Origin of the sequence: Myxococcus sp. AM011 (assembly GCF_013372595.1) — a bacterium.
Lineage (GTDB): Bacteria > Myxococcota > Myxococcia > Myxococcales > Myxococcaceae > Myxococcus > Myxococcus eversor.
In genome coordinates this window covers 88,686-115,092 of the sequence record NZ_JABXEM010000002.1, presented here as the reverse complement: position 1 = coordinate 115,092, position 26,407 = coordinate 88,686, and the positions used below count along the sequence as shown (strand labels likewise).

The following is a 26,407-nucleotide window of genomic DNA, read 5'->3' as shown; positions in this document are numbered from 1 at the left end:
CTCCGGCGCCGGCCGTGGCCGGCCCCACCACCGTCCCGAAAAGGTCCATCCGGACCGGACCTCCCCCGAGATTGGCCCGGACGGACTGCCCCAGGTCTCCCTGGTGCGCCGGGGTGTGGACCGGTGGCAGGCGGGGCACCCGTGGATTTATCGCGCCGACCTCAACGGCGACCCGGGCCTCGTCGGTGGCGAGGTGGTGCGCGTGGTGGACGGGCGCGGCTGGTTCATCGGCAAGGCGTTCTATTCGCGCCAGTCGAAGATCTCCCTGCGCTGGCTCAGCTTCGACGACATCGCCGTGGACGACGACTTCTTCCGCCAGCGCCTGCTAGCCGCGCAGGCCCTGCGCACCCAGGCGCTCCCGGGTGAGACGACGTACCGGCTGATGCACGGCGAGGCGGACGGGATTCCGGGCCTCGTGGTGGACCGCTACGGCGACTACCTCAGCGTCCAGTTCCTGGTGCCGGCGGTGGAGCAGCGCAAGGCGCTCATCTCCGACCTGCTGCAGGAGCAGTTCAAGCCGAAGGGCATCGTCAACCGCTCGGACGTGAGCGTGCGCCACCTGGAAGGCCTGACACCGGAGAAGGGCATGCTGCGCGGCGAGGCGCCCGGCCCCGTCTCCTTCGACGAGGGACTGGTGCGCGTGCGCGCGGACCTGCTCGAGGGACAGAAGACGGGCGCGTTCCTGGACCAGCGGGAGAACCACGTCGTGGCCGCGCAGTACGCGCATGGCGAGGCGCTGGACTGCTTCTCGTACGTGGGCGGCTTCGCGCTCCAGTTGGCCACGCGGGCGCAGAGCGTGACGGCGGTGGAGATTTCGGAGCTGGCCGCGGCGCAGCTTCGCGACAACGCCGCCGCCAACAAGCTCACCAACCTGAACGTCGTGGTGGCCAACGCCTTCGACTTCCTGCGCGACGCGGTGGACGAGGGTCGCAAGTTCGACACCATCGTCCTGGACCCGCCGTCCTTCGCGAAGAACAAGGACGCCATCGCCGCCGCGGTGCGCGGCTACAAGGAGATCAACCTCCGCGCCATGCAGCTGTTGCGGCCCGGCGGCATCCTCATCACCGCGAGCTGCACGTACCACGTGGACGAGCAGGCCTTCGAGGACATGCTCGCCTCGGCCGCCGCGGATGCGCGCCGCCGCATGCAGATCATCGAGCGACGTGGCGCCGGCAAGGACCACCCCGTGCTGCTCAACCTGCGGGAAACCCGCTACCTGAAGTGTTACGTGCTGCGCGCGTTGTGAGGCGCCACGCATCGACCCGCGCGCCCGGGGCATGAGACAACGGCACGGACCATGCGGACCCGGGACTGGGACGAAGGCGAGGACGCACCCGCGACAGGGGGCACTCGCGAGAAGGAGCGCGCACTGAAGGAAGTGCGCGCCATCTATCGACAGGCGGACACGGCCTACCTCCCCTTCTCGTGCCCGGCGAGCGGCGAGTGCTGCCAGCTCGCTCGCACCGGACGGCAGCCCTGGCTGTGGCTGCCCGAGTGGGAGCTGTTGACGAAGGGGCGCCCCCTGCCCCCCGCTCGCGAGGACGGCGGGTGCCCCTATCTGGATGCGGCGGGCAAGCGCTGCACGGTGTACGCGGACCGCCCGTTCGGCTGCCGCACCTTCTTCTGCGAGCGCATCCGCGGGCCCGCGCGACAGCCCGCGGAGACGGTGGGCGCGCTGCTGGAGCGGCTGGAGCGCGTGTCCCAGAGCAGGGACGCCACGCTCAAGGCACCGCGCCCGCTGCTGGAGTGGCACGCGGAATCCCTTACGTCAGCGGCGTCGAGACAGACACCCTGACGGGTCCTCTCGTACCGCAGCGCCCTGGTCTGCACTGAATCCGGCTCTTGGATTCAAGGCAACACGGCAATTCGGGGAGTTTTGAAACAAGGGTGCATGTATCAGCGTGAACTCGTGCGCTGACGGGGCAATGATTGCGCCGGCAATCGGCTGCGGAGGCGTGGGCTTGCGGAGAGGTCGGACGAGCGGAGCGACAGGTCATCGAGGCCACCCGATGAAAGCTCGGGTGTCCCGGCCGTGATTGCTCCTCGTTGGCTCGTCGCGCCGCAGGAATACAAGGGAACGCTCACGGCCACGGAGGCCGCCGAGGCGATGGCCAAGGGCGTGCGGGAGGTTTCTCCGGAGGTGGTGCTGGATGTCGCGCCGCTCGCCGACGGAGGACCTGGCACGGTGGAAGCGTTGCTGTCGGGCACCCGAGGCGAGCGCCGCGTGTGCCGGGTGCATGGTCCGCTGGGCCAGCCCGTGGAGGCCGCCTGGGCCTTGCTGGAGGATGGGCGCACGGCGGTGGTGGAGATGGCGGCGGCGTCCGGGCTGACGCGGATGGAGCCGAGTCCCAGCAACGCGCGACGTGCCTCCACGTACGGCACGGGAGAGCTGATGCGCGCCGCGCTGGACGCGGGCTGCGAGCGGCTCATCGTCGGACTGGGTGGCAGCGCCACGACGGACGGAGGCACGGGCGCGCTGGGGGCGCTGGGCTATCGCTTCCTGGATGCGCGGGGGAACCCGTTGCCGCCTGGTGGCGGCGCGCTGGCGGCGCTCGCGCGGGTGGACTCGACGGGACGGCACCCGAGGCTCGGGAAGGTGGAGCTGATGGGCGCCACGGATGTCACGTCGCCGCTCTTGGGGGCGGATGGCGCCGCGCGCCTGTTCAGCCCGCAGAAGGGCGCGGACGCGCAAGAGGTGGAGGCGCTGGAGGCGGCGCTTTCGCATTTCGCGAGCGTGGTGGGCGACCTGGCTGCGGGCTGGCCCGGTACGGGCGCGGCGGGCGGTTTCGGCTTCGGGCTGACGGTGCTCGCGGGCGCGCGGCTGGTGCCTGGATATGAGCTGGTGTCGCGCGCGCTGGGGCTGGAGCGGCGCGTGTTGCTCGCGGAGGTGGTGCTCACGGGCGAGGGGCGCTTCGACCGGCAGACGTCCATGGGCAAGGGACCGGGTGGACTGGCGCGGCTGGCGCGCGAGCACGGCACGCCGGTGGAGTTGTTCGCCGGCTCGGTGCAGCGCGACGAGGGGCTGGAGCTGGACTTGTTCCACACGGTGGTGGACTTGAGCGCCCAGGCGCGTCCGGGGGCCCCGGCGGCGGATGTGCTCCGTGAGGCCGTGGCGCGCTGGACGGCGGCTCGACTCAAGTCCGGCCGCTGACAGTCCTGACCTTGGGCAGGTGCGTCCAGAGGGACTGACGTCCTCTACCCTGCCCCCCGCGAGGGTGGCCTCGAGGACCGATGGTGCTCCTCTGCAATCGCACGGGAGGGAGCGGTACACTTCCCGTCCATGCGCCACGTCCTGCTCGCCGCCACCGCAGCATGCCTCGCGACCGCCTGCACCGAGGGCTCACTCCGCGCCACTCCCTCGGAGCCCGTGGTCCAGGCACGAGAAGGGGCTGCCTCCCCCGCTGGCGAAGCTGTTCCGCCTGCGTCCGCCGGCGCATCCGCGACGGGCCAGGCACCGGCCACGACTGGCGCAAGCGCGACGCCCCCCACGACGGACCAGGGCACCGGCGGCGCGGGCACGACTCCGCCCGCGACGGCACAAGGCCCGGGAAACACCGCCCCCACAGCATCCCCGGCGGGCCCGTGCTCGCGTGACGAGACCTTCCGCATCACCACGGTGGGCAAGGGCAAGCAGCCCACGGTCCAGGTGGAGCCGGACCCCGGCTACGGCAAGGCCCTGCGCGCGGCGGAGGTGGACCTGGACGGCCGAGGCCAGCAAGACCTCTACGTCATCTTCCCCGCGGAAGCGGGGAGCGATGGCGCCACGATGCAGGCCCTCTACGTCCACTGCAGCGGAGACCGGTACGCGCCTGTCTGGGGCCCCGAGTACACGCTGGAGCTGAAGCCCCTGGACACGCGCACCCAGGGCTGGCGCGACGTGGTGCACCGGGAGAAGAGCGGCACCCTCGACGCGCCCAAGGTGAAGCGCGTGACGATGCGCTTCCAGGGCGACACCTACCAGGACGCGTCCACGGAGACGGAGAAGCCCTGACGGGCGTCCCCGCCTCCCGGCGACTCAGGGCACGTCGAAGTTGAACGAGTTCCGCGTCGACAACAGCGTCGTGCCCGCCGGCAGCACGAGCTGGTAGTTGCGCGTGTTCGTCGTCTGGACGGTGCCCCCCAGCCAGCTCGGCCAGTTCGCCACGTTGTCCACCGAGTCATTCACGCTCGATGCTTCCGCGAGGATGTGGGTGATGAGGGCGGTCTCGTGCTCGTTGGCCCACAGGTTGGGGGCCTGGGTCCAGTTGAGCGTGGGGTTCGCGGCCTTCGCGGCGGTGAAGGCATTGCGCAGCCGCTGTCCCGCCGAGTTCCCCCCGGCGACATGGCCCGGGCGGAAGATGTGCCAGCGCAGCAGGATGCCCATCAGCTTCTCGGACGTCGCCACGTCGCCGATGGTCGGAGCACGCGCGTTGGCGCCGGTCCCCACGTCGGCCACGCCGGTGCCCCAGGGCGTGTTGCGGATGTCTCGCAGGCGGATGCGGGCCGCGTTCCACATGGCGCGCTGGAAGCCCTCGATGGTCCGTCCCGCCATCTGGAAACGGTAGTACCAGTGATACGTCTTGTAGTAGTTGCCCGCGGCCTCTGTCTGCGCCATCCGAGCCCACGTCTCGTCGTCGAGCTGCTGCGCGGGCCAGCCCGAGTACTTCTTGCCGGCGCTGCTGTAGAGCGTGGCGCCGTTGCCGGCCCCCGCGTTCCAGTCCTCGTCGATGCGCAGGCCGAAGAACTCGATGGCCTCCTCGAAGGCGGTCTGGTTGCTGGAGCGCAGATAGGAGAGGAAGCCGCACAGCTCACCCTCGGAGGGCTCGGCGCTTCCGGCGAAGAGGATGCCCAGCGTCCAGTGACACGGCCCCAGCGAGATGAAGGCGTTGTCGTAGGCGTTGAGCGAGTCGAAGTACCCCAGGTTCTCCTGCTCGGCGGCGGCGCGGACCACCTTGTACGTGGAGCGCTGGGAGGCCGACATCGAGTTGTAGTTGGCCACGCCCACGAAGTTCGCCGGCAGCAGCTCCGACGTCGCCCACGTGTGCCGGGTGGGCATGCTCACCGGCCCGCCGTAGCTGGGATAGTTCGTGTACGTGCCCAGCACGTGCAGGTCCGTCTGGTTCCGGCCGGTGGGCAGCGTGTAGTAGCCGGAGAAGTCCCGCACGTAGATGCGCGGCGCGGTGTTGACGCAGTCGTCGTGCCGCCAGAGGTTGTCCTGGACGACGGTGGTGGGGTTGCCGTTCGCCACGTTCATCGCCCGGACGATGACGGGGCAGCGCCAGTGGTTGGTGAGCCAGTGGCGGATGCGCTGCTCGGTGTCGTCGTTGACGACGCCGCTGACCGCGCCGTCATAGACCTGGGAGTTGGCCACCTGGGACAGCCGCTCCACGTAGTTCGTGCTCGTGTTGGCGGTGTCCTCCAGCGCGACGTTCTCCATCTTCGAGTAGATCTGGAACTCGCGCACGGCCCACTCGGTGCTCAGACCGAAGGCTCCGTCCGGAGTGCCGCCGATGAGGAAGCCCAGCTCGCGCAGGTCCCGCTGGAGCCGGAGCACATGCGTGGGCGCCGTGAGGGCATTGCCCGCGGTGCCCGTGCCTGGAGCGACCAGGGTGGGCGCGCCGTTGTTGCCCTGGGCGACAGGCTGCACAGCGCCACCCCAGCGATGCTGGTCATCGCGGTCCCTGCGCTGGAGGACGAAGCCACCGTAGCGGTGCGTGTCCACCGCCGTGGCACTCTGCTGCGCGGTGGCGGCGGCAGCCGTGCCACCCGTCGCCGTCCCTCCGCCCGTCTGCGGAGACGCGGCGGTCGTCGTGCCCGAGCCACCTGTGCCCGTGGTTCCCTGCGTGGACGCGGCGGTCGTCGTGCCCGAGCCACCCGTGCCCGCACCGCTCTGAGCAGTCGTGCCCGAGCCGCCCGTGCCGGTACCGCTCTGCGCACTCGCACCTGTCGTAGAGCCCGAGCCTCCAGCGCCAGGAGCACTCTGAGCAGTCGTGCCCGCGCCGCCCGTGCTCGTACCGCTCTGCGCACTCGCGCCTGTCGTAGAGCCCGAGCCTCCGGTACCCGCACTCGCGCCTGTCGTGGTGCCCGAGCCACCTGTGCCCGAACCACTCGCCGAACCGCCCGTGCCCCCAGGACTCGCACTCGCCGGGCCCGTCGCCGGAGGCGGAGCCGCGCCCGCTCCCGCCGAGGATGAACCACCACCCGGTGCGCCTCCACCCTCCTGGAGTTCCTCCTCGTCGTCGTCCGACCCGAAGGACGGGGGCATGACCTCCGTGCCGCCGTTCTGCTCGTGCCGGTCCTCGAGCGTCTCGAGCGTCTCCTTGCTCAGCTCACCCGTGGGCGGCAGCAGCTGCGCCAACTGAAAGCTGGCCAGCGCCGTGCGAGTGGCGTCCGTCAGCTCGTTGTTGATGGGCCCGTTGTACCAACCCAGGTTCGCCAGTCGCGCCTGCACGCCACTGAGCGCGTCCAGCGGGTCCAGGAAGCCCAGCTTCAACTTCCACTCGCACGCCAGCTCGGGCTCCTCGGAGGTCCACACCTTGAGCGTGGCCTCCGTCGCATCCGGCGGCAGCGGCTGATCCAAGAGCCCCTGGAAGGTCAGCGTCCCCTTCAAGAGCTTCTCGCCCAGCTTCAACTCGTAGCGCTTGAGCCCCAGCGGCGCGTTCGCCCGTCGCATGCCCAGCCGGATGCGGTCCGGAGGGTCTCCCCCCTGCAGGCTGTAGCTGGAGCCCGTGGATACCTTGAGTCCCGGCAGCTCTGGGATGACCACCTCGTCACCCGGCTGGAGGCAGAACGCATTCGCCCGCTTCGCGCGCAGGGACGCGTTGTCCGGATGGTCCCAGAGTTCCTGCCACTTGGCGAACCCATACTGCCGAGCAATCTTCGACAGCCACTCGCCCTGCTTGACCTTGTGCCGTGTGCTCATCGCGCGTTGGGTCCTTCCAGCGACTCAGCCCTGCGGTTTCGGGAACGACAGAACCGACTCACCTTCGGGGAGCTTCTCGAGCTTCGCGCCACCCTGCCCATCCAACGTGCCCTTGCGGACACTGCCATCCGGCAGCTTGAGCTCGAACTCACGCCCCTCCACGGACCCGCCGCTGCGGCTCTTCATCTTGAGCTGCATGGAGCCCGACTCGGCCGGCGGCAGCTTTCCAATCTCCTTGAGGCTGATGGACTCGCTCTGCGCCGAACCCGCCGCCTCCATCTTCACCTTGGCGCCCTTGAACTTCACCTCGGAGCCATCCAGCGTGAGCGTCTTGGCGATGAGCTTCACGTTGCCGGACTTCTCCACCTGCAACGCCAGGTTGCCGTTGACGATGACGGAGAGCTTGTCGGACTTGAGCGAGTACGACTTGGCCATCAAGGTCGTCTCCTCCTTGATGTGAATCTGGAACAGGCCCTTCACCTCTTCCTTCAAGTCCTTGCCCACCGTCACCGTGGCGGCGCCCTTCACCTCGGTCTGCCAGTCGGTGCCGACCTTCCGCTCCGTCTTCTCCGCCACCGTCTCGCTGCGGTGGCCCATGACGTTCTCGACGTGCGCGCCGCCCACCTGAATCGACTTCACGCCACCGGTCGCCTCGTTCAGCGCCAGCGCGACGGACACCGCCAGCGCCCCGCCAATCGTGGTGGCCTTCGCCGCGCCCACCATCTCCGACGAGGCCTTGGAGACGTCCACGAAGAGGTTGCCGCCCACCGTCATCACCTGGTTGCCATCGACCTCCTCGTCGTGGCTCCCGAGCGTGGTGCTCTCGCGGTTCTTCTGCACCAGCAGCGACTGGTTGCCCTCCACCACCGACACGTCGTGCTTCTTCACCAGCAACGTCTGGAAGCCGTCCACCGTGCGCTTGCGGTCCTTCTTCACCAGCAGCGCCTCGTACCCGCCCACCTGCTGGTCCTTGTTGTTCTCCGTGAGCAGGTCTTCGTCCTTCTGCGCGTGGGTGAAGACCTCCTCCGCGCCCGCGGAGTCCTCGACGCGCACCTCGTTGAAACCGTCGCTGCCGGGGCTCGACGCGCTCTTGCGAGTGCTCTTCGTCTTCTCGTCCGGCAGCGGATACGGCGCCATGTTGGAGCCGTTGTAGACGGCGCCCGCCACCAGCGGTCGGTCCGGGTCACCCTCCAGGAAGCGAATCACCACCTCCTGGCCGATGCGCGGCAGCCACACGTCGCCCCACGCCGGGCCACCCCACGGCTGCCCCACGCGCACCCAGCAGGAAGCCCGCTCGTCCTTCTTGCCCTCGCGGTCCCAGTGGAACTGGACCTTCACCCGCCCGTGCTCGTCGGTGTGGATCTCCTCGCCGGAGGGCCCCACCACCGTGGCCGTCTGCAGGCCGGCGATGCGCGGAGGCGGCGTCTTGCGACGCGGCCGGAAGGGCACCTCCTTGGGGAGGAGCTGGAACTGGTTGCGGTAGAGCCCCTGGAGCGACTCGCTGCCCGCGGTGACGTCCGGCTGGAGGCCCGAGTGCACCACGTCGGTGACCAGGTACTCCCCCTTGAAGGCGTCGTCCTCGGACAGCTCCACTTCCATGAGGAACCCCGGCGTCAGCCGAGGCGCCACGCTGTCACCCGCGAGCGTCCGGCCTCCCACCGTGGCCTCCTCCACGCGCACGTTCGACGTGGACTTGCCCACGCCCGGTGTCACGTAGCCGGCGGGGTAGTCGTACAGCTCCAGCGCCGTCACGCCCTCCTTGGCCTCCGTCTTTCCGGAGACGTCCAGCGCGGGCTTCGAGAAGTCGTAGTCCTTCAGGTGCACGGCGCCCGGACGCAGCCGGTGCACCACCTCCAGCGCGGAGAGGTACTCCTCCTCCACCACCGCCTTGCCCAGGCTGGGGCGCAGCGGCAGCGTCTTGCCCTGCGGCAGCGGTGCATGCGCGCTCGGCTTGTCGCCCAGCACCAGCGTGTGCCCGTCCTCCGAGTGCTCGAAGAAGTAGAAGATGCCCTCCCACTCCATCAGCCGGCTGATGAAGGCGAAGTCCGACTCGCGGTACTGCACGCAGTACTCGCGCGGCGCGTAGGTGGCCGACAGGGCCGCGCGCATCTCGATGCCGTTCTCTTTCAAAACCGCCTTGAGGATGTCGGGGACGGTCTTCTCCTGGAAGATGCGGCTCTTGTGGGACTGGGTCAGTCGCCACAGTCGCGGCACCACGTGGGCCCGGTAGCGCCGGCGCCCCGTCTTCATCCCCAGGTCTTCCACCTCGCGCACCCAGCCGTGCACGTGCCGGGCGGCGAAGTCCCGCACCGAGAACGTCGCCAGCGCTTCCTGGCCCACCAGCTCCGCGACGTCGAGCGCGTCGCCTTCCACCGTGAAGAAGTCCACACGGAAGTCGTACAGCCGACTGAGCCCCTCGGAGCCGGAGATGCCCGACACGCCCAGCCCATCCGGGCCATGCGGGCCGACCTTCAGCGAGAACGCCGGTGAGCTCTGTCGTGACATGACTCCCCCTTCACCAGCGGCAAGCCATCAACGGCGGGCCGGGGACGGAGGCGGAATTCTACCACACCGAGTGAATCCCGGCGCACGCCCCGCGCCGGAAGTCCGGCTCAAACGTCCAGCGGCTCCGTGGTGCGCACCACCCGCATCCCCGCCCGCCGCAGCTCCTCGATGGCCTCATCGGCCAGTCGGGGGAAGTCCAACGAGGGCGGAAGCGGGTCCAGGGGCGGCGCCGGCACCGGGCTCATCGCATCCACCAGGATGTGCACCCGCCCCATCTTCGAGGGGTCGGTCCGTTCGATGTGCTCCCGGAGGTCGCGCAGCGTGGACAGGACGCAGTGGGACTTGGCCTGACCGAAGACGTAGAGGCGATCAAACGTCATCAATCGCTCGAAGAGGCGCGTGTTGAATTCGCCCACACGCTGCCCCTTCACCTCCGTCACCTCGGGCATGAGCACGGAGTAGTTCTCCGTCAGCGGGTTCTCCCCCTTCATCTCGAAGTGGGTGGCGGTGTCCCGCGCCAGGGCGTGGAACACGCTCGCCTCGTAGAACGCCGGCACCAGCGCGTGGCTCAGCCCTCCGAGCAGCGCATGGTACGGCCAGATGGTGAGCACGTAGCGCGCCTGTGTCTCCAGGCGCTCGCAGTACTCCAGGCTCTCCTCCGGAAAGCGCGTGGCCCGCCACCGGCCCGAGCGGACATCCGCCGCGGTGACTTGCGTCATCGGCGCGGGGTGCTGCCCCCGCGCGTCCTTCCACCACGCGGGATGGAAGATCTGGAAGATGCGGTGGGTGTCGAGCGAGAACACCAGCTCCGTCACCCGGTCCAGGTGCGAGTAGAGCCAGCGCAGCGTGCGCTGGGTGTCCTCGACGGCGCCGGGGACGAAGAGGCTGGCGCCGGGCGAGCAGAAGGCCACCTGCACGTCGATGCCGAAGGCGGCGATGCGCACCTTGTCCTCTCGCGCGGGGCGCAGGCCGTGCTGGGAGACGTAGCGCCGGGCCTCGTCGGCGACCTCGGCGGTGCGCTCCAGGTACAGCTGACCCGCGCGAGCGTCCTGGTGGAAGTCAGGGATGGGCAGGGGCATGCGGTCCTCCTGGGGTGATTCGGGTCAGCGGCTCTTGGGGAAGTGACGCCGCGTCAGCTCCTCGACGAGCGCCTTGGTGGCGGGAGTCTGGGCAATCTTCGCGGGCTCCGCGCTCGCTTCCAGCGCGCCGACAAGGGAGGGCGTCTCCGGCTCGGCCTCCATGAGCGGGAAGTAGCCCTCCGGCGCCGGCTCGCCCTCCTGGCCCACCAGGCCGATGGGACCAGAGCCATGGCGACGGCGGAAGATGACGGGGGTGCCGGGGATGCTTTGCTTGCCCTCGGCCAGCTCGTTGCCGAACTTCATCACCGGCTGGGCTCCCGTCTGCGACAGCTTGTAGATGGCGGCCACCCTGTCCCGGGTGAAGGGGCAGTCCATGGTGCGCGCGACGATGTGGCCGCCGTAGCCGTAGAACTGCGCGCTCGCGTCCCACTCCACCTGTCGCCGCAGCGCCTCGAACTCGCGCGTGGCCTCCGCATCCAGGCCGTCCTCGAGGATGTTGACGGGGCGGATGCCCATGTCACGCGCGCGTGTCACGGCGTAGAGGTACTGGAGCTTCTTGTTGCCGGAGTCGAAGCGGATGGAGTCGCCGGAGCCCGGGTCCTCGCGGATGAGCTGGAAGGCGGCGGGGATGCCCGAGGTGAGCGTGTCGAAGGTGTCCAGCAGGTAGCTGGAGCGCTGGGGACGGCGCTCGCGCATGGCGCGGAACGCGGCATCGTCCGAACCGAAGCGCTGGATGTGCTCATGCCCCATGGTGCCCACGGGCATCATCCCCAGGGAGCGCGCGCCCTCCACGTTGCTGGTGCGCGTGACGCCCACGTCCTTGCAGGCGCGCAGGGCGAGCTCGTGCTGCTCCAGACAGGTCGCCGCGCGCAGGCCCACCTCGAAGATGCGCGCGGGGTCCTCGACGATGTCGATGAGCTCCTGGACGGTGGCGCGCACGCGCTGGGAATACCCCTCCGAGTCCACGGTGATGGGCACCGGCTTGACGCCCACCGCGTCGAGCGTCTCCAGGGCGATGGTCTTCTGCTCCTCGCAGGTGACGCGGGCGAGCGCGCGGGCCAGCACGTCCCGGTCCATCAGGGCCTGGGTGGCGACCTGGATGCGGAAGTTGAGCTGGAGCAGCAGCGGCTCCACCCAGGAGATGAGGGCGGAGGGACCGGTGAGGGTGAGGATGGGCTCGCGTGGGAAGAAGACCGAGCCGCGCGGAATGGCGCGGATGGAGAGCTTCTCCTTTCGGAGGATGGCCGCCTTGAAGCCCACGCCCATCTCGTAGTCGTAGCGCGCGAGAAAGTCGTAGTCCTCCGGCTTGGGCTCGGGGAGGAGCGCACGCACGTAGGCCGCGAGGTCCAGGGGCATGACCTGGAGGCCGCCCTTGCGGTGTGAGTAATAGAACGTCTCCCGGCGCAACGGCCAGCCGGCCTCCGCCATGCTGAACTTGTAGCCATCCGTCGCGAGCAGCGAGGTCGCCATCCTGGGTGCCTTCCTCCGGTGTTTGTTGAGACTACGCGCGGCATGATGGGTTTCCTACCCTTCTGGCTCGCTTTCCCAGGCATGCCTTGTCGACGCGATTAAAAGGGGAGGCCATGTCGCCGGCCCCCTCCCGACGCCTGCTTCCCGCGCTCGCCGCCAGTGTGGCCGTGCACGGATTGCTGTGGCTGCTCGTCGATGGACTGCCTCGTGCTCCGCGCCCGCCCGTGCCGCCTGCCCGCCCCGCCACGCTGCAATGGGTGGAGGTGACCTCGGTGGCGCCCGAGCGCGCCCGTCGGGACGGCCCGATGCCCAGGTCTGGGAGCGACACGAAGCCGTCAGCGCCCCGGCCATCCGGCGAAGCACGGGCCGACGCATCGCCTGGCCCGAGCAAGCCCCCACCGGGCAGCCCCGTGGCGGACAAGGACTCCGCGGCCAGCACCGCGAAGGAGCACAAGCCGAGTCCCGAGGATGCGTCGGCTCCGCCCGAGCCCGCGCTCGCGCTCGAGGCGCCGCCCTCTCGTGAAGAGGCAGCCCCCTCCGGAGCGCCACGAGCAGGGCCGCGTCCACCCGACAGCCCGCTGGCCATGGCCGATACCTCCGCCGTCACGGAGCGCGCACGCGTGAGCGACCTTCCTCGCGCGACTCCGGGCCTGGCCGAAGATGTCCCGCGAGCGGTCTCCTCCGCGGTGCTCACGGACTTCGCGCGCGCCCCCGAGGCCGTGGCGCGAGCCCCGGACACCGCGCGCCTCACGGAGTCTCCCGGTTCGGGATTGCTCCTGGCCACACGGACCCAGGCGTTGCCGATGCGCCGCGCGGACACCACCCCGGCACCGGACGTCGGCATCCGCGACGCACGCAAGTCCCCCACTGCCCAGGCACTCGTCGAGGACCTCGTCTCGGAGAGCGTGGGACGCGGCAGGGTGGACCGGGGGCTCGTGCATCCCTACTTCAGCCAGCTCGGCAAGAAGCTCGTGGCCGTCTGGGACGCGGACCGCTCCGTGAAGGAGCATGGCCTCCAGGGCTACTTCGACATGGGCATGGAGCGCAGCCGCGCCTACGGCCGAGCCTGGAGCGAGCGCGCCGCGAACTACGGCTCCTCGGGCGCGTTCGTCGCGAACAACCAACCCCTGGACGACAAGCGCCGCCCGGTCAGCACCGTGGGAGACCCGGCCCTGCGCATGCGCAGCGAGCTGCGCGAGAAGATGCGCGAGGGCTTCCGCTCCACGCGCCGAGCCCTCATCCGCGTCGTCCAGGACAACCACGGACGCCTGCTCGACGTCGTGCTCGTGCAGCCCAGCCACCAACCCGAGGTCGACCAGGAGGCCGTGAAGGACGTGCGCGCCGCCGCGGAGAAGCTCCCTCCCCCACCCGCCGAAGCCGTGGGGAGCCGCGAGCGGCTCGTCAGCCTCTGGGAGTTCGAGCTGATCATCTCCATCAGCCCGCCCATCCCCACCTTCACCTTCGAATTCGACGAGGCCCTCGGCTTCATCGACACCCGGCTGCCCCTGGACAAGCGCATCTACAAGCGTGTGCGCCTCGTCGAGCTTCGCTAGCGCTTCGCCACGCTAGAGGCAGTCCACCAGCCCGTCGTAGAGCGTCTTCCGCGTCCCCGGCAACGTGGCGTAGAGCGGCTCCGGCCCCGCGAGCGCCGTCAACAACGCCGCCATCGTGGTGCCGCGCGCCAGCGGGCTCTTGCAGGCCCATGTCCGCGTCTGCGTGGTGATGACACCCGTGCGCGAATCAATGTCCTCGGCGCTCCCGCCGAACACCCAGAGACACTGGCCGACGACACCCGTCCGAGTCTCCACCGAGCAGCGGAAGACGATGGACTCGATGTTGGCGTAGTCCCCCTCGCAGAACGTGTCGCCACAGATGTCGTCGAAGTTCTGCTTCAAGTGGCCGCGCAGCTCGAACCACGCCTGGAACTCCGCCTCCGACTGGAAGGAGCTCACCGCATCGACATACGACTTCGGCCGCCGCTCCAGGGGCCGCGAGGACACCCCTTCCTGGGGCACCTCCGCCCCAGCGAGCGACGACATCCCCAGCATCGACAGCACCCACCATGAACGCATGCTCATCCCGACGGACCTCCCCCTGGAACAATCAGGTGACTCGGGCTTAACTCGTTTTTCACGAAACACTGTCTTCACAAATAATCCGGGATGACATTGAGTGTCCGCCTCTTGAAAGGCAGGCCCGCGTGGCGACCCTCCTCCGTCGTGTTTCCGATGTCCTCGTCCTCGCTGTCGTCGCGTTGACCTTCGCGTTGCTGCCGGGCTGCGGCGAGGGCGCCTCGGAAGACGACCCGTTCGGAGAGGCGCAGCGGGCGCTGCTCAACGGCGTGGGCTCCACGGCGGCGCGCGCGGCCCTGACGAAGCGGTGGGCGCCCATCCACTACCAGGACGTGGATGTGACGGGCTCGCACTCGCTCAGCGGCAAGTCCGACTTCCTCACCCGCGTGGACTTCGACGGCGACTGGAGCGGGACGAACAACTGGGACAACACCGGCTCGCGCGTGCTGTCCGCGCACGCGTATCAGTCCGTGGTGGAGACCAGCACGCACTGGTACCTGCTCTACACGTTCTTCCACCCGCGTGACTGGTCCGACAGCATCTTCGACACCGAGCACGAGAACGACGGCGAGGGCGTGCTGCTCGTCGTCCAGCGCGATGGCAGCGAGTACGGCTCGCTCGTGGGCGCGGTGACGGTGGCGCACAAGGACTTCTTCTCCTTCGTTCCCTCGGGCAGCCCGCTCGGCTCGGGCTCGGAGTCGCTCGACGGCACGCTGTCGCTGGCGTCGTTCGAGGGACAGCTCCACCCCATCACCGCGCAGGAGGCCAAGGGCCATGGCCTCAAGGCGTGGCCCGCGTACGACATCGTCGGTGACGGCGTGAAGTACTTCCCGTCCCTCTCGCTCGCCGAGCAGCCCTCGTCCGCCACGGACTCCGACGTGCGCTACAAGCTGGTGGACATCTACGGCGCGGAGGGCCTCTGGCCGAGGCGCGAGCTCACCACGCTGTTCTCCTCGTACGGGACGTTCCGGGGAGACACCAGCGGCGGCTGCGGACTCGTCGCGGGCAACTGCGGCACGAACTCCGCCAACGCGCCCTGGGGCTGGGATGACCAGAACGACGGCCCCATCCTCCGAGGCGAAATCGCGAACGACCCGGCGAAGCTCGCGGCCTACTACTTCAGCCCGTCGTCGCAGTTCTCGACGACGTACACCTTCAACCCGTTCAAGGGCATCGGCACGGACCCGAACCAGCCCTGAGCAGCGACGCCTGAAGACGCGGAGCGGGACTCACTCCCGCTTCCGCGCGAGGCTTGAAGCATCAGGACGCGCGCGACTTCCGAGCAGGGCGCCGGGTGCGGGTGCGCACGGGCGTCGAGGAGGCCTGCCCATAGACGCGGTCGTAGTCCTTCATGCTGCGGCGGATGACCTCCATCGCCTCCGGCCTGTCGTAGACCTCCGCGATTTCGACGCTGCGCTTTCCCTCACCGGGAATCTGCTTGTAGGTGAGGAAGTAGTGCTTGAGGCGGTCCAACAGCGGACGCGGGAGCTGGGCGATGTGCTGCAGCTCTCCGTAGACGAGGTCGGACTCGAGCACCGCGATGATTTTGTCGTCCGCCTCGTTGCCGTCGATCATCCGGAAGCCGCCGATGGGCACCGCGCGCACCAGGAGGTTGCCGTTGCTGACGACCTTCTCCGTCAGCACGCAGACGTCGATGGGATCTCGGTCGCCCTGGATGTTCTTCACACCCGTGCGCTCGGCGCAGCGCTTCGCCACCAGCTCGTCGCAGTACGTCTGGGGAATGAAGCCGTACAGCGTCGGGCACTGGCTGCTGAACCGCTGCGGCCGGTCCAACTTGAGGATGCCCGACTCCTTGTCCAGCTCGTACTTCACCGCGTCCGTGGGGACGATTTCGATATAGGCGGTGACGATTTCAGGAGACTCGTTCCCAGGGGTGATTCCATGCCAGGGATGAGCCGCGAACGACTTCTGAGGTGCTGACTTCTTCATGTGGGCACGTCTCCCGAGCGCCTGCACGCCTCGGAGTAGAGTTGCGCGACCGCGTCCTCCAGCTCGCGCGTGAGGTCATCGCGGTCTTCAATCGTCAGGCCCTGCGTGGGGATGGGCTCGCCCACCACCAGCGACACGCGCTGGCCCCACCGCACCGCCCGTCCTCCCTTGGGAAGGATGAGCCGCGTCCCCGACACCGCCAGGGGCACCACCGGCACGCCTGCCTGGATGGCGAGCGTCGCGGCCCCCTTCTTGAACGGCCGCAGCCGCCCGTCCTCGCTGCGCGTGCCCTCGGCATAGAACAGCACGCTCACCCGCTCGCGCAGCGCCGTCACCGCCTCCTCCAGCCGGGCCCGGTCCTCGCTGCCGCCGCTGCGAGCCACGGGGATGTTGCCCGCCCGCCGCAGCGCCGCGCCGAACACCGGAATCTTGAACAGCTCCGCCTTCGCCACGAAGCGCGTGTGCGTCTCCACGTACGCCATGGCCAGCGGCGCGTCGTAGTGCGACTGGTGGTTGCACACGAAGACGACGTGGCCCTCCGTGGGAATGTGCTCCAGCCCCACCGCCTCGTGACGCACGCCCGCCGACGCCAGCACGCCTCGCGCCCAGAGCCTCAGGGCCTTGTCCGCCTCCCCGTGCGCGCCACCCACGGACAACGCGGAGATGACCGAGGAGAACACCCCCGTCAGGCCCACTGCTGAAACACCCGCGAACGCTGTCCGGACGATGTCTCGAATCACACGAACTCGTGGGCGGGGAACAGGAGCACGTCCGAGATGCGCTGGACCCCGAGCAGCAGCATCAGGATTCTGTCGAGCCCCACGGCGATACCCGCCGAGGGCGGCATTCGACCTACTGCGTCAAGGAACCGCTCGTCCAGAGGATACACGGAACGCCCCAGCTTGCGCCTGAGGTCCTGTTCTTCCACCAACCTCGCCCGCTGCTCGGCCGCGTCCGTCAGCTCGGAGAACCCGTTCGCCAGCTCCAGGCCCTTCGCGTACAGCTCCACCCGCTCCGCCACGGCGGAATCCCCGGGCTTCAAGCGAGAGAGCGCCGCCATGGACGCCGGGTATTCGATGAGGAACGTGGGCCGCTCGTGGCCCAGGCCCGTTTCCACCCGCTGCAGGAAGAGGTGGAAGAAGACGTCGTCGAAGCTCTCCGCGTCGCCCGTCCGGACACCCGCGGCCTCGGCGGCGCGCTTGAGCGAGGGCCCATCCGAGTGCACGCGGATATCCACGCCCGTCGCCTTGAACACGGCGTCTCTCACCGTGAGGCGCTCGTAGGGCGTGCGCGTGAAGAAGGCCGGGTCGGCGCCGGGCTCACCCTCCGTGGCGGAGCGCCCGGCCTCCGCGAGCGCGCCCTCCAAGTCGCTCATGATGGCGTGGTAGTCCGCCTGGGGCCGGTAGAACTCCAGCATCGTGAATTCCGGATTGTGCGTGGCGGTGACTTCGCCGTTCCGGAACACCTTGCAGAGCTGGAAGAGGGGCCCCGCCCCGTCGGCGAGCAGTCGCTTCATCGCGTACTCGGGGCTGGTGTGCAGATAGAGGGTGCGAGCGGTGCCGACGTCCGTCTCGGGGATGAAGCCCGCCTCGAAGGCGTTGATGTGCGGCTCCATTCCGGGCGTGGGGATGAGCAGGGGCGTCTCCACCTCCAGATACCCCTCGGCGACGAAGAAACGTCGAAGGGCGGAGTAGAGGGCCTGTCGTCCCCGGGCGGCCCGCCATTGAGAAAGATTGGGCATGGGCAAGGCGGAAGTAACATGCCGCCCGACATGCACCCAAGGATTCCCCTCCTCCTCGCCCTGGCCTGCCTCCTCAGCGCCTGCCCCAAGGGCCCTCCCGCGGACTCCCGGCAGCCCCCCACGGAGGAGCAGCGCCTCACCGAGGATGTGCGCGCGCTGGCCTCGCGAGCGGAGACGCTGCTGGAGGCGCAGCACCGGCTCGTCTGGGTGTTCTGGACGGAGGGCCGCCACGTGGACGTCTCCGGGACGTACGTGGGGCAGGAGGACCTCTTCACGCTCGACAACATCCGCAAGGTGGACCGGCTGCGGCAGCTCACGCAGGACCCGCGCGAGGTGCGCGCCCTCACCGCGCTGCACTCGCACTTCGCCGGCGAGTACCTGTCTCACGCGCTGGCCGAGTACAACGACGCGTCCGCCAACCTGGAGGCCTCCCTCACCTTCACCCTGGACGGCAAGGAGCTGCGCTACCGGGACTTGGAGCGGCTCCTGGCCAACGAGCGGAGCGCGGCGCGGCGCAAGGCGCTCTACGCGGCGGTGACGCCCCTGTTGGAGCGGCTCAACCAGACGCTGCGCCGCAAGGAGGAGCGCGCGGAGGAGCTGGTGAAGACGCTGGGCTTCCCTTCGTACGAGGCCTTCGGCAGCGAGCTGCGACAGGCGGACCTGGGCAAGCTGAGCGTGCTGGCGGAGGAGATTCTCCAGGCCACGCAGTCGCCGTACCGGCTGGTGATGGAGCGGCTCGCGCAGCGTGAACTGGGCGTGCCCTTCAAGGATATCACCCGCGCGGACATCCCCCGGCTGTTCCGCTCGCGTGAAGTCGAGGACGCCTTCCCCAAGGGCGAGTCCCTGCTCAAGGCGCACGGCACGCTGTCGGGGATGAGCCTGGACCTCGCCGAGCTGAAGAACGTCGCAATCGACGCGAGGGACTTGCCGCGCAAGAACAACCGCCCCCTGGCGCTGTCGGTGCGCGTGCCGGACGACGTGCGGCTGTCGTTCAAGCCGGGCTCGGGCGTGCTGCACCAGGCGCGCGTGCTGCACGAGTTCGGGCACGCGCTGCACTCGGCCTTCACGAAGGAGACGCGCTTCGAGCTGGCGCGGCTGGGCAACCCCACGGTGGGCGAGGCGTACTCGTCGCTGTTCGAGGACCTGCTGGAGGACCCGGTGTGGCTGGAGGAGCACGCGGGCATCAGCGGAGATCAGCGCTCGCAGTTCCTGGCCACCTCCAGCGCGCACAAGCTGTACCTCATCCGCCACGCGGCGGGCCGGCTGCTGTACCAGTTGGAGCTGCACCGGCGCGTGGAGGTGGACCCGAAGGAGCTGTACCGGCAGGTGATGTCGCGCACGGACGACATCCCGATGACGGATGAAGACACGGAGCGCTACCTGGTGGACCAGGAGGACTTCTTCCAGTCCGCGGACAGCTTCCGAGCGTGGTTCCTCGCGGGCCAGCTCCAGGCGCAGCTCAAGGCGCGCTTCGGCCCCGCGTGGTGGCACGCGCCGCAGTCAGGTGAGTTCCTCAAGGCGCTGTGGGCCAAGGGCAACGGCCTGTCCGCGCGCGAGGTGGCCGAGGCCATCGGCGAGAAGGGCATCGAACCCGACGTGCTGCTGCTGCGCCTGGGCACCACGCTGCAGGTGCCCATCCGGCTGAACCTGGAGGGCGTGGAGGACAGCATCCTCCCGGCGGCGCCTGGCCTGGAGGGCTTCACCCAGCCCGCGCCACCTCCGGGGCTGGAGGGGTTCACCGCGCCGCAGGGGACGCAGCAGGGCCCCACGCTGCCGCCCAAGGCGGGCACGGGCGACGGACGGTAGAAACACGAAGGGCCTCCGCCCACATGGGGACGGAGGCCCTGTCGATGTGGCGGGGAGCCGAGTCCCCGCCGTCAGCCAAGGACTACAGGAGCTTCATCAGCTCCGCGCGCTTGGCGTTGTACTCCTCGTCGGAGAGGACGCCCGCGTCCTTCAGCTCCTTGATTTCCTTCAGGCGCTGCGCGGGGCTGCGCGTGTCGGCGGGAGCCGCCTGCTGCGCGGGCTCCTGGGGGCGCTGCTGCTGGCCCTGCTGGTTCATGAACTGCTGGGCCATGCCGAAGCCCATGCCCATGCCCATGCCGCCCAGCGCGTTGCCGGAGCCGCTGCCATCGCCGCCCTTGGCCATGCCCTCGGCCGCGCCCAGCATCGCCTGGCCCTGCGCGTACTGCTGGAAGCCACCGGCCAGCCTCGAGTAGGCGACGTCCTTCGACAGCTTCTTCAGCGTCGCCTCGTCCTCCTCCTTGATGCTGACATGGAAGTTGCCCAGGCGGACCACGGTCAGGCCGTAGCTGTCCACGTGGGGCTTCATTCCACTGATGACCTCGGTCTCAATCTCCTCGGTGTACGCACCGCTCGTCACGTCGAGCAGCGGCCAGCGCTTCTTCACCAGCAGCTCGGCGATGCGGTCCTTGGTGACCTTGAGCACCTGGTTCTTGAACCAGCCCAGCAGCTCCTCATTGCTGGTGCGGCCCATGCCCACCAGACCCACCACGAGCTTCTCCGGGTCCGTCACGCGGATGGAGAAGTCGCCGTAGACCATGGTGCCGATGCCAAGGCCCGTCTCCGGATCTCGCGCATCGCCAATGGGCCCGCCGAACTTCACGCCCGCGAACTCGCGGACGGAGACGAAGAAGACCTCGGCGACGAAGAGGTTGCCTCCCGTGAACTTCTCCAGGAGCGCGGACAGGAACGGGATGTTGTTCGAGTCGAGCTGGTGACGGCCGGGCCCCAGCTTGCCCTCGACCTTGCCGTCCTTGACGAAGAGGGCGACCTCGTCCGCGTCGACGGTCAGCTGGGTGAGCATCCGGATGTTGTTCTCCGGATACTTGTAGATGATCTCCCCCTTCGCCGTGTCCGCGCGAGCGATGAAGTTGCGCTTCGCCTCACCCTTGATGGTGTCGAAGATACCCATTGCTAGTCAGCGCCTCCGTGGCCGCCATGGTGGCCGGCAAATCCGCGCCCCCACCCGACCCTCTCTAAGAACATGGCGTCCGCGACGAAAGCGTGCCCGCTTTCCGCCCGTCAGCCCTCCCCGGAAGATGCCAGTTTCACTGGCCATTGCCTAGCCGCTCGCCCTCCAGACGGCCTTGGGATGGCCTCCGGTGGACGGGTGGGAGGCCCGCCAGGGCCCCCGGGGAGTTCAGCCCCAGCGGCTGATCAGGCGCTCGCGGTCCAGCAGGCGGATGCTGAGGACGAGGAGCACCGCGTCCAGCACCAGCACCACCGCGCCTTGAAGCGCGTAGAAGCCCAGCCCGGCCTTCAGGACGCCCGCCACCTGCCCGCCCACCATGCCGACGAGCGGCAGGACGACGAGTGCGGAAATCTGCTGCGCCATGCGGGCCTCGCTCACCCGGGCGGAGATGAGCACCGCGACGCCGTTGCCGAAGAAGGCGAACAGCGGGGCAATCACCAGCACGCCGAAGGTCCACAGGGCGTTGGGCATCAGCGGCCCCTGCACCAGGGGCCAGGCGACGATGTCCACGCCCACGCAGAAGACGATGAAGGCCACCCAGGTAATCACCACCGCGGGCACCAGCGCCGCCAGGCTCTTGCCCGCCACCAGTTCCGCGGCCGTCACCGGCGAGGCGAGCAGTGGCTCCAGCGTGCGCCGCTCCTTCTCGCCCGCGACACTCTGCGAGGCGATGAGGATGGGCACGAAGACGGGCATGACGAGGAACAGGCCGAACCAGTCGGTGAGCGTCTTGTCGATGAGGAAGCGCGCCGCGCTGGCACCCAACGGCAGCGTGGGGTCATAGAACTGCGCCACGCTGCGCAGGTCGGCGCTGTTGGGCGTGTTGACGTACGTCCACACGACGACGATGGGCACCAGCACCATGACGGCCGGCAGCACCGCCATGGAGACGAGCAGCCCCACGTTCTTGCGCAGGTCCAGGAAGTCCTTCCAGAACACGGCCAGGGCTCGACGCGGACGGAATGCCATGGCTCAAGCGCCCTCTTCACGAAGCAGGTCCAGGTACACCTCTTCCAGCGGACGCTGCGCCGGCACCGCGCTGTGCACGCGCGCGCCCGCGCCCACCAGGCACGCCAGCACGTCCGGCGCGTGGGCCTCGTCCTCCAGCATGACGCGCAGCCGCATCCCTTCCGCCAGCACGTTGGGCGCGAAGGGCAGCGCCGCCAGGACATTGCGGAAGCGCTCCGCCTCCCCGTCCACCCGCACGTCCAGCGCCTGTCCGGAGCGCCGCAACTCCCGCACCGGCCCCATCAAGAGAAGCCGCTTCTTCACCACCGCGACGCGCTCACAAAGCCGCTCCACCTCCGAGAGGTTGTGCGAGCACAGGACAATCGTGCGCCCCTCCGACGCGAGCTCGGCCACCGCGTCGCGCACCGTGCGCGCGGACTCCGGGTCCAGGCCACTGGTGGGCTCGTCCAGGAAGATGACGCGCGGGTCGTGCACCAGCGTGCGGACGATGGCGAGCTTCTGGCGCATGCCCTTGGAGAAGCCGCCCACGGGCTCCTCCTCGCGGCCGCCCAGGCCGAAGCGCTCCAGGTAGTGCTGCGTGCGCGGCCAGGCCTTGGCCTCGTCCAGTTCGTGCAGCTTCATGAAGAAGCGCAGGTTCTCCCGGGCGGTGAGCCGCTCGTAGAGGCCGGGCTGTTCGGTGAGCAGGCCCACCACCTTGCGCAGCCCCTCGCCGTCGCGGTCCGCGCGGTGTCCCCACACCACGGCCTCGCCCTCGGTGGGGCTCAACAGGCCGGTGAGCATGCGCACCGTCGTCGTCTTCCCGGCGCCGTTGGGGCCGAGCAGACCGAACACCTCGCCGGGCCGCACGTGGAAGGTGAGCCCCTCCACGGCGACGCGGTCTCCGAAGCGCTTGCCCAGTCCCCGGACGTCGATGCCACTCAATCGATGGTCACCAGGACGAACTTGTTGTTGATGTCCTTGTCCACCGGGGTGACGACCTTGTCCGAGCCCACCGCGCTGCGCAGCGAGTTGAGCATCTTCTGCTCGGCGAGCACCCACTCGCGGCCGGGCCGCGCGACGAGCGTGCGCAGCTTCGCGTTGTAGTCACCGCTGCGGTACTGCTCCACGGTGTTGCTGGAGTAGAGCGTCTCGCCGCGCCAGTTCATCAGGTACGCGACGATGGGCTCGCCTTCCTGGCGCTGCGAGTAGTACCGCCAGAAGAGGTCGCGCTGCGTCCAGTGGTGGGACAGGTCCACCCAGTGGTTCCAGTTGAACCAGAGGGCGAAGCCGGCGGCCAGCATCCAGAAGGTGCCGAACAGCATCACCCGCGCCCGCATCAGCGTGGCCACGACGGCCATGGCCCCCGTCACAGCGAAGACGAAGCCCAGCGCGCCCTTGATGTTGACGGGCTCCGACAGCGAGCGAAGCAGCGAGTCATCCCCCGCGGGGTTCTTGAAGCCGCGCACCGCCAGCGCCACGCCCGCCAGCGCGAGCACCCCGGCCAGGGCCTGGAGCGACACGCGCCCTTCCGTGTTCGGGCGCATGGACTGCCACCCGAGGAAGCCGCCCACCACCGCCACCGCCACGCCCACCAGCCCCGTCGCGGACACCTTCGCGCCGGACGCCACCGCGGTCAGCGTGGCCACGCCGGCCAGCAACATGAGCAGCGCCACCGCGCGCGAGCCCGGCGTCACCTTCTCCCGCGTCTTGGGCGAGAAGGCCTCGAACGACAGGTAGACGCCGAAGGCGAGCAGCACCAGCGTGACGAGGTCGCCGGTCCACAGCGCGCGAGAGAAGAACGCGATGGGCTTGGTGACGAGCTCCTGCGGATAGGGCCGGTCGTAGTTGTAGACGAACAGGTCGGTGAAGTTCTTCGGGTTCTCCGCCAGGTCCTTGCCGACGAGCACGAAGAGGACCAGGCCGAAGATGAGGCTCACCGCGTGCGCGGAGATGCCCTCCTCCCACAGCCGGTCGATGAACAACGCGATGAGGACCGCGAGGCCGGGCAGGACGGGGAAGACGTAGTGGTGGAACTTGGTGGCGCTGGAGGCCAGCAGCCAGAAGGAGAAGGCCACCCACACCACGGCGATGATGGCCAGGTGGTCCGCCTTCTTCTCCGAGCGCAGCTTCAGCTTCGCGACGATGGCGAAGGCGCCGGGCAGCAGGGCCACCCAGGGGAAGATGCCGAAGCCCCCCTGCTCGATGAAGTAGATGAACGTGCCACCCGGCGTGGTGGTGTGCACGCCCGCGGTGAGGCGGTTGAGGTGGTCGTGGACGAAGAAGCGGTACCAGAAGAGCTTGCCCTCGTCGTCCACGCTCTTGAAGAGGGACATCACCACGTACCAGGGCGCGGCCACCGCGAAGAAGACGAGGATGCCCGTGCCCAGGTGCATCTTGTGCATCTGCGCCCACAGCACCGGCATGGGCTGGCGGCCCTCGCGCACGTCCTTGCGGAAGCCTCCGTCCGTCAGCCAGCGCAGGTGCGCATCCAGGCTCGGCCCGTCCCAGGGCATGACGGCCAGGCCCGCGTAGAGGATGAGGATGACGGCGGGAAGGCCCACGCCCAACAGGCCCTTGGCCAGCGTGGACAGGCCCGCGAAGAAATAGAAGCCGTACCACCACGCGGCGCGGTGCTTCGTCGTGTCATCCAACTGGCCGATGAGCGCGCACGCCATCGCGCAGACGAACGTGGTGACGAAGGGCGTGTCCGTCACCGTCTGCCGGGTGAGCAGGAAGTACAGCGGCATGGTGGCCAGCACGAAGCCGGTGGCCAGGCCCGCGCGGCGGTTCACCACACGAGAAACGGCCAGGGACAGGAGCGTCACGGCGGTGATGCTCAGCGCCACGAAGGGCACCCGCATGCCCCACTCGGTGTACAGCCCGAGCTGGCCTCCCGAGCGCACCGTGCCCACCACCTGCATGCCCAGCGCCTGCATCCACATGGTCAGCGGCGGCTTGGAGAAGAACCACGCGTTCTCCCAGAAGGGATACAGGTAGTCGCGGCGGACGATCATCATCCGCGCCACTTCGCCGTAGTGGGTCTCCCAGCAGTCCCACAGCCCCACCGCGCCCAGGTAGGGCAGGAAGAGCAGCCCCGCGAAGAAGGCCGTGGACAACACCGTCCGAGTCGTCGCGGAGAGCGAAAGCCACCGCTGCATCCACCGCGCGGAGAAGGTCTCCTTGCCGAGAATCGCCTCGGCGAAGGTCTGCTCTCGCTGCTGCTCCTGCTGTTCGCCGTCGCTCGCCACGGGTGAAGGGCTCCTTGAGTCGTTTCGGGCGGTTGCCTGCGCACCACGGGCAGGACGCGGCCTTATATCCCCGCCACCCCCGCCGGTCGACCTCCTCTGGAGGCACAGCGTGAGGCAGCGTGCGCGCCATTGTGCAGGAGCCTGCACGGAGGTGGGAGGCCCACATGCAGAGAGCCCGCTGGGGGAGCGGGGGCACGGGCCTTGTATTGCCCGCCCCCGTCCAGTTTCGGAGGCTCCATGCTCGTATCAGCGGTGACGTTGGGTTGTGCCCTGCTCCTGGGGCAGGTCGAGGGCGGTCCGCCCGCTGAGGTCGTCCCCACCGAGGACGCCCGCGTCGAGGTCGCCCCTCCCATCCTTCAGCCAGCCGCCGTGCCGCTGCCCTTCCATGACGCGGAGCGCCCCGTGTTGTGCCTCACGTTGCCGCCCACGCCGGCCGTGCCCTCGGGACTGTGGCGCGCGCAGTGCGACTTCGAGCAACGGAGGTGTCTCGTCACTCCCGGCTACGAACTGGATGCCGACGGCCAGGAGACGGAGCGCTTCCTGGAGCGGGTCCGCGCCTGCGTCCCGGAGGAGGCCGCGCCCGTCCCGAACGCGGAGCTGTTCACGTATCGGCTGGAGCCGGCCATCGCCGACGCGCCGCCGGGCTGGTACCGCGATGAGCGCGGTCGGGTGATGCAGTTCAACTTCGATTTGAACCGGCGCGTCTGGTTGGGTGGCGCGTGGAGCCCGCTGTGGCCCGGTGACGAGGCGCGCGAGGACCGCGTGCGCCTGGACTTCGGCATCGCGCTGGAGGTGGCCGAGCGCAAGCGGCTGCACCGGCTGCACTTCCTGGAGACGGACCTCTCACTCGGCGAGCCCTCCATCGACTTCACGATGATGCGCTACGACTTCAGCGTCGAGCGCGACGAGCCGCTGTTCCGGGTGACGACCTTCTTCGGCGAGCCGCGACGCCACGACATCAGCATCAACCTGGGCGTGTGGATGGAGGCGCTCCACGTGGAGGACCTGGAGCGCGGAGATGCCCGGGGTGGGTTCCTCACCTGGGGCACCCTGCACGCCACCTTGGACTTGTGGCACTCACGCGACATGGTGTCGTACGTGCGCGTGCGCGCGGGCCCCTCCGCGGAGCGCGACTACGAGAACGGCGTCACCACGCTGGTGCCCGGCGCGGCGCTCGAAGGCAACCTGACGCTGGACAGGGATGGGTTCCACCACCTGCGCTTCGGCGCGGAGGCGGAGAAGGTGCTCCTGTCGCGCGAGGTGGAGGGCCGTCCGCTCAGGCCCGAGCGGCTCAGGCTCTCCGCGGGTTACGAGCTCATCCTGCTGGCCATCAACGACCAGCCGCTGAGCCTGGTCGCGGATGCGCGAGGGACGTGGCGCAACGACATCGCCTTCCTGCCGGAGCGCTGGGAGTGGTCCGCCTCGGCGGGCCTGCGCTTCTCGCTGTGGGCCCCCGCGCGCCGCTCCGCGCCCCTGGCCGAAAAGGCCCGGGATTGAC

20 protein-coding genes are annotated in these 26,407 nt (G+C 69.2%); 8 read left to right on the top strand and 12 right to left on the bottom strand.

Annotated features, from left to right (window positions below; translation table 11 throughout):
- The 4 genes from HUW62_RS01135 to HUW62_RS01120 form a co-directional block, all read left to right on the top strand.
- Nucleotides 1-1,246, top strand: a 1,246-nt coding sequence (locus tag HUW62_RS01135) for a class I SAM-dependent rRNA methyltransferase (RefSeq protein ID WP_255203149.1), incomplete at its 5' end; no start/stop codon positions are given.
- A gap of 51 nt (nt 1,247-1,297) precedes the next feature.
- Nucleotides 1,298-1,795 (top strand): YkgJ family cysteine cluster protein, encoded by a 498-nt coding sequence (locus tag HUW62_RS01130; protein WP_176433296.1) that lies wholly within the window; start codon nt 1,298-1,300, stop codon nt 1,793-1,795.
- 237 nt (nt 1,796-2,032) lie between these two features.
- The gene (locus tag HUW62_RS01125; protein WP_163865187.1) at nt 2,033-3,151 is read left to right on the top strand and encodes a glycerate kinase; all 1,119 of its coding nucleotides are present in this window, start codon (nt 2,033-2,035) and stop codon (nt 3,149-3,151) included.
- A gap of 129 nt (nt 3,152-3,280) precedes the next feature.
- Nucleotides 3,281-3,991 (top strand): hypothetical protein, encoded by a 711-nt coding sequence (locus HUW62_RS01120; protein ID WP_176433295.1) that lies wholly within the window; start codon nt 3,281-3,283, stop codon nt 3,989-3,991.
- Between the two features lie 24 nt (nt 3,992-4,015).
- Here HUW62_RS01120 and HUW62_RS01115 read toward each other — a convergent pair whose 3' ends face one another.
- The 4 genes from HUW62_RS01115 to HUW62_RS01100 all read right to left on the bottom strand — a co-directional run bounded on the left by HUW62_RS01115 (nt 4,016) and on the right by HUW62_RS01100 (nt 11,955).
- Complete coding sequence (locus HUW62_RS01115; RefSeq protein WP_176433294.1) at nt 4,016-6,901, bottom strand: peptidoglycan-binding protein; 2,886 nt, start codon at nt 6,899-6,901, stop codon at nt 4,016-4,018.
- A 24-nt stretch (nt 6,902-6,925) separates the two neighbouring features.
- Complete coding sequence (gene tssI, locus HUW62_RS01110; RefSeq protein WP_176433293.1) at nt 6,926-9,406, bottom strand: type VI secretion system tip protein VgrG; 2,481 nt, start codon at nt 9,404-9,406, stop codon at nt 6,926-6,928.
- A 107-nt stretch (nt 9,407-9,513) separates the two neighbouring features.
- Nucleotides 9,514-10,485 carry a nicotinamidase gene (locus HUW62_RS01105; protein WP_163865191.1) on the bottom strand — a complete coding sequence of 324 codons (972 nt, stop codon included), beginning with the start codon at nt 10,483-10,485 and terminating at the stop codon, nt 9,514-9,516.
- Between the two features lie 24 nt (nt 10,486-10,509).
- Nucleotides 10,510-11,955, bottom strand: coding sequence for a nicotinate phosphoribosyltransferase (locus tag HUW62_RS01100; protein ID WP_176433292.1), 1,446 nt, complete (start codon nt 11,953-11,955; stop codon nt 10,510-10,512).
- Nucleotides 11,956-12,068: 113 nt separating this feature from the next.
- Here HUW62_RS01100 and HUW62_RS01095 point away from each other — a divergent pair, with 113 nt between their 5' ends.
- On the top strand, nt 12,069-13,508 hold the full coding sequence (locus HUW62_RS01095; RefSeq protein ID WP_176433291.1) for a TonB C-terminal domain-containing protein: 1,440 nt from the start codon (nt 12,069-12,071) through the stop codon (nt 13,506-13,508).
- Nucleotides 13,509-13,520: 12 nt separating this feature from the next.
- Here HUW62_RS01095 and HUW62_RS01090 read toward each other — a convergent pair whose 3' ends face one another.
- The gene (locus HUW62_RS01090) at nt 13,521-14,033 is read right to left on the bottom strand and encodes a hypothetical protein (protein WP_163865194.1); all 513 of its coding nucleotides are present in this window, start codon (nt 14,031-14,033) and stop codon (nt 13,521-13,523) included.
- Nucleotides 14,034-14,155: 122 nt separating this feature from the next.
- Between HUW62_RS01090 and HUW62_RS01085 the strand changes: the two genes are divergently transcribed.
- Nucleotides 14,156-15,226: a hypothetical protein gene (locus HUW62_RS01085; protein ID WP_163865195.1), complete on the top strand. Its 1,071-nt coding sequence runs from the start codon at nt 14,156-14,158 to the stop codon at nt 15,224-15,226.
- 61 nt (nt 15,227-15,287) lie between these two features.
- On the opposite strand, the gene HUW62_RS01080 is transcribed toward HUW62_RS01085, so the two are convergent.
- The 3 genes from HUW62_RS01080 to epmA are packed head-to-tail and all read right to left on the bottom strand — an operon-like array spanning nt 15,288 to nt 17,718.
- Nucleotides 15,288-15,977 (bottom strand): inorganic pyrophosphatase, encoded by a 690-nt coding sequence (locus HUW62_RS01080; RefSeq protein WP_163865196.1) that lies wholly within the window; start codon nt 15,975-15,977, stop codon nt 15,288-15,290.
- The gene (locus HUW62_RS01075) at nt 15,974-16,717 is read right to left on the bottom strand and encodes a 1-acyl-sn-glycerol-3-phosphate acyltransferase (protein WP_163865197.1); all 744 of its coding nucleotides are present in this window, start codon (nt 16,715-16,717) and stop codon (nt 15,974-15,976) included. The genes HUW62_RS01080 and HUW62_RS01075 overlap by 4 nt, the downstream gene beginning before the upstream one ends.
- A complete protein-coding gene (gene epmA / locus HUW62_RS01070) occupies nt 16,714-17,718 on the bottom strand; it encodes an EF-P lysine aminoacylase EpmA (RefSeq protein WP_163865198.1) in 1,005 nt (334 codons plus the stop codon). The genes HUW62_RS01075 and epmA overlap by 4 nt, the downstream gene beginning before the upstream one ends.
- A gap of 30 nt (nt 17,719-17,748) precedes the next feature.
- Here epmA and HUW62_RS01065 point away from each other — a divergent pair, with 30 nt between their 5' ends.
- The gene (locus HUW62_RS01065; protein ID WP_176433297.1) at nt 17,749-19,524 is read left to right on the top strand and encodes a chromosome segregation protein SMC; all 1,776 of its coding nucleotides are present in this window, start codon (nt 17,749-17,751) and stop codon (nt 19,522-19,524) included.
- Nucleotides 19,525-19,606: 82 nt separating this feature from the next.
- Here HUW62_RS01065 and HUW62_RS01060 read toward each other — a convergent pair whose 3' ends face one another.
- From HUW62_RS01060 to HUW62_RS01045, 4 genes are all read right to left on the bottom strand, one after another.
- Nucleotides 19,607-20,653 (bottom strand): SPFH domain-containing protein, encoded by a 1,047-nt coding sequence (locus HUW62_RS01060; RefSeq protein WP_163865199.1) that lies wholly within the window; start codon nt 20,651-20,653, stop codon nt 19,607-19,609.
- Between the two features lie 228 nt (nt 20,654-20,881).
- Nucleotides 20,882-21,682, bottom strand: a complete 801-nt coding sequence (locus HUW62_RS01055; protein WP_176433290.1) for an ABC transporter permease subunit — start codon at nt 21,680-21,682, stop codon at nt 20,882-20,884.
- Nucleotides 21,683-21,685: 3 nt separating this feature from the next.
- Nucleotides 21,686-22,603, bottom strand: coding sequence for an ABC transporter ATP-binding protein (locus HUW62_RS01050; protein WP_176433289.1), 918 nt, complete (start codon nt 22,601-22,603; stop codon nt 21,686-21,688).
- Complete coding sequence (locus tag HUW62_RS01045) at nt 22,600-24,909, bottom strand: glycosyltransferase family 39 protein (protein ID WP_163865202.1); 2,310 nt, start codon at nt 24,907-24,909, stop codon at nt 22,600-22,602. The genes HUW62_RS01050 and HUW62_RS01045 overlap by 4 nt, the downstream gene beginning before the upstream one ends.
- A gap of 237 nt (nt 24,910-25,146) precedes the next feature.
- On the opposite strand from HUW62_RS01045, the gene HUW62_RS01040 reads away from it, so the two are divergent.
- Nucleotides 25,147-26,406: a hypothetical protein gene (locus tag HUW62_RS01040; protein ID WP_176433288.1), complete on the top strand. Its 1,260-nt coding sequence runs from the start codon at nt 25,147-25,149 to the stop codon at nt 26,404-26,406.
- Nucleotide 26,407 lies beyond the last annotated feature (1 nt).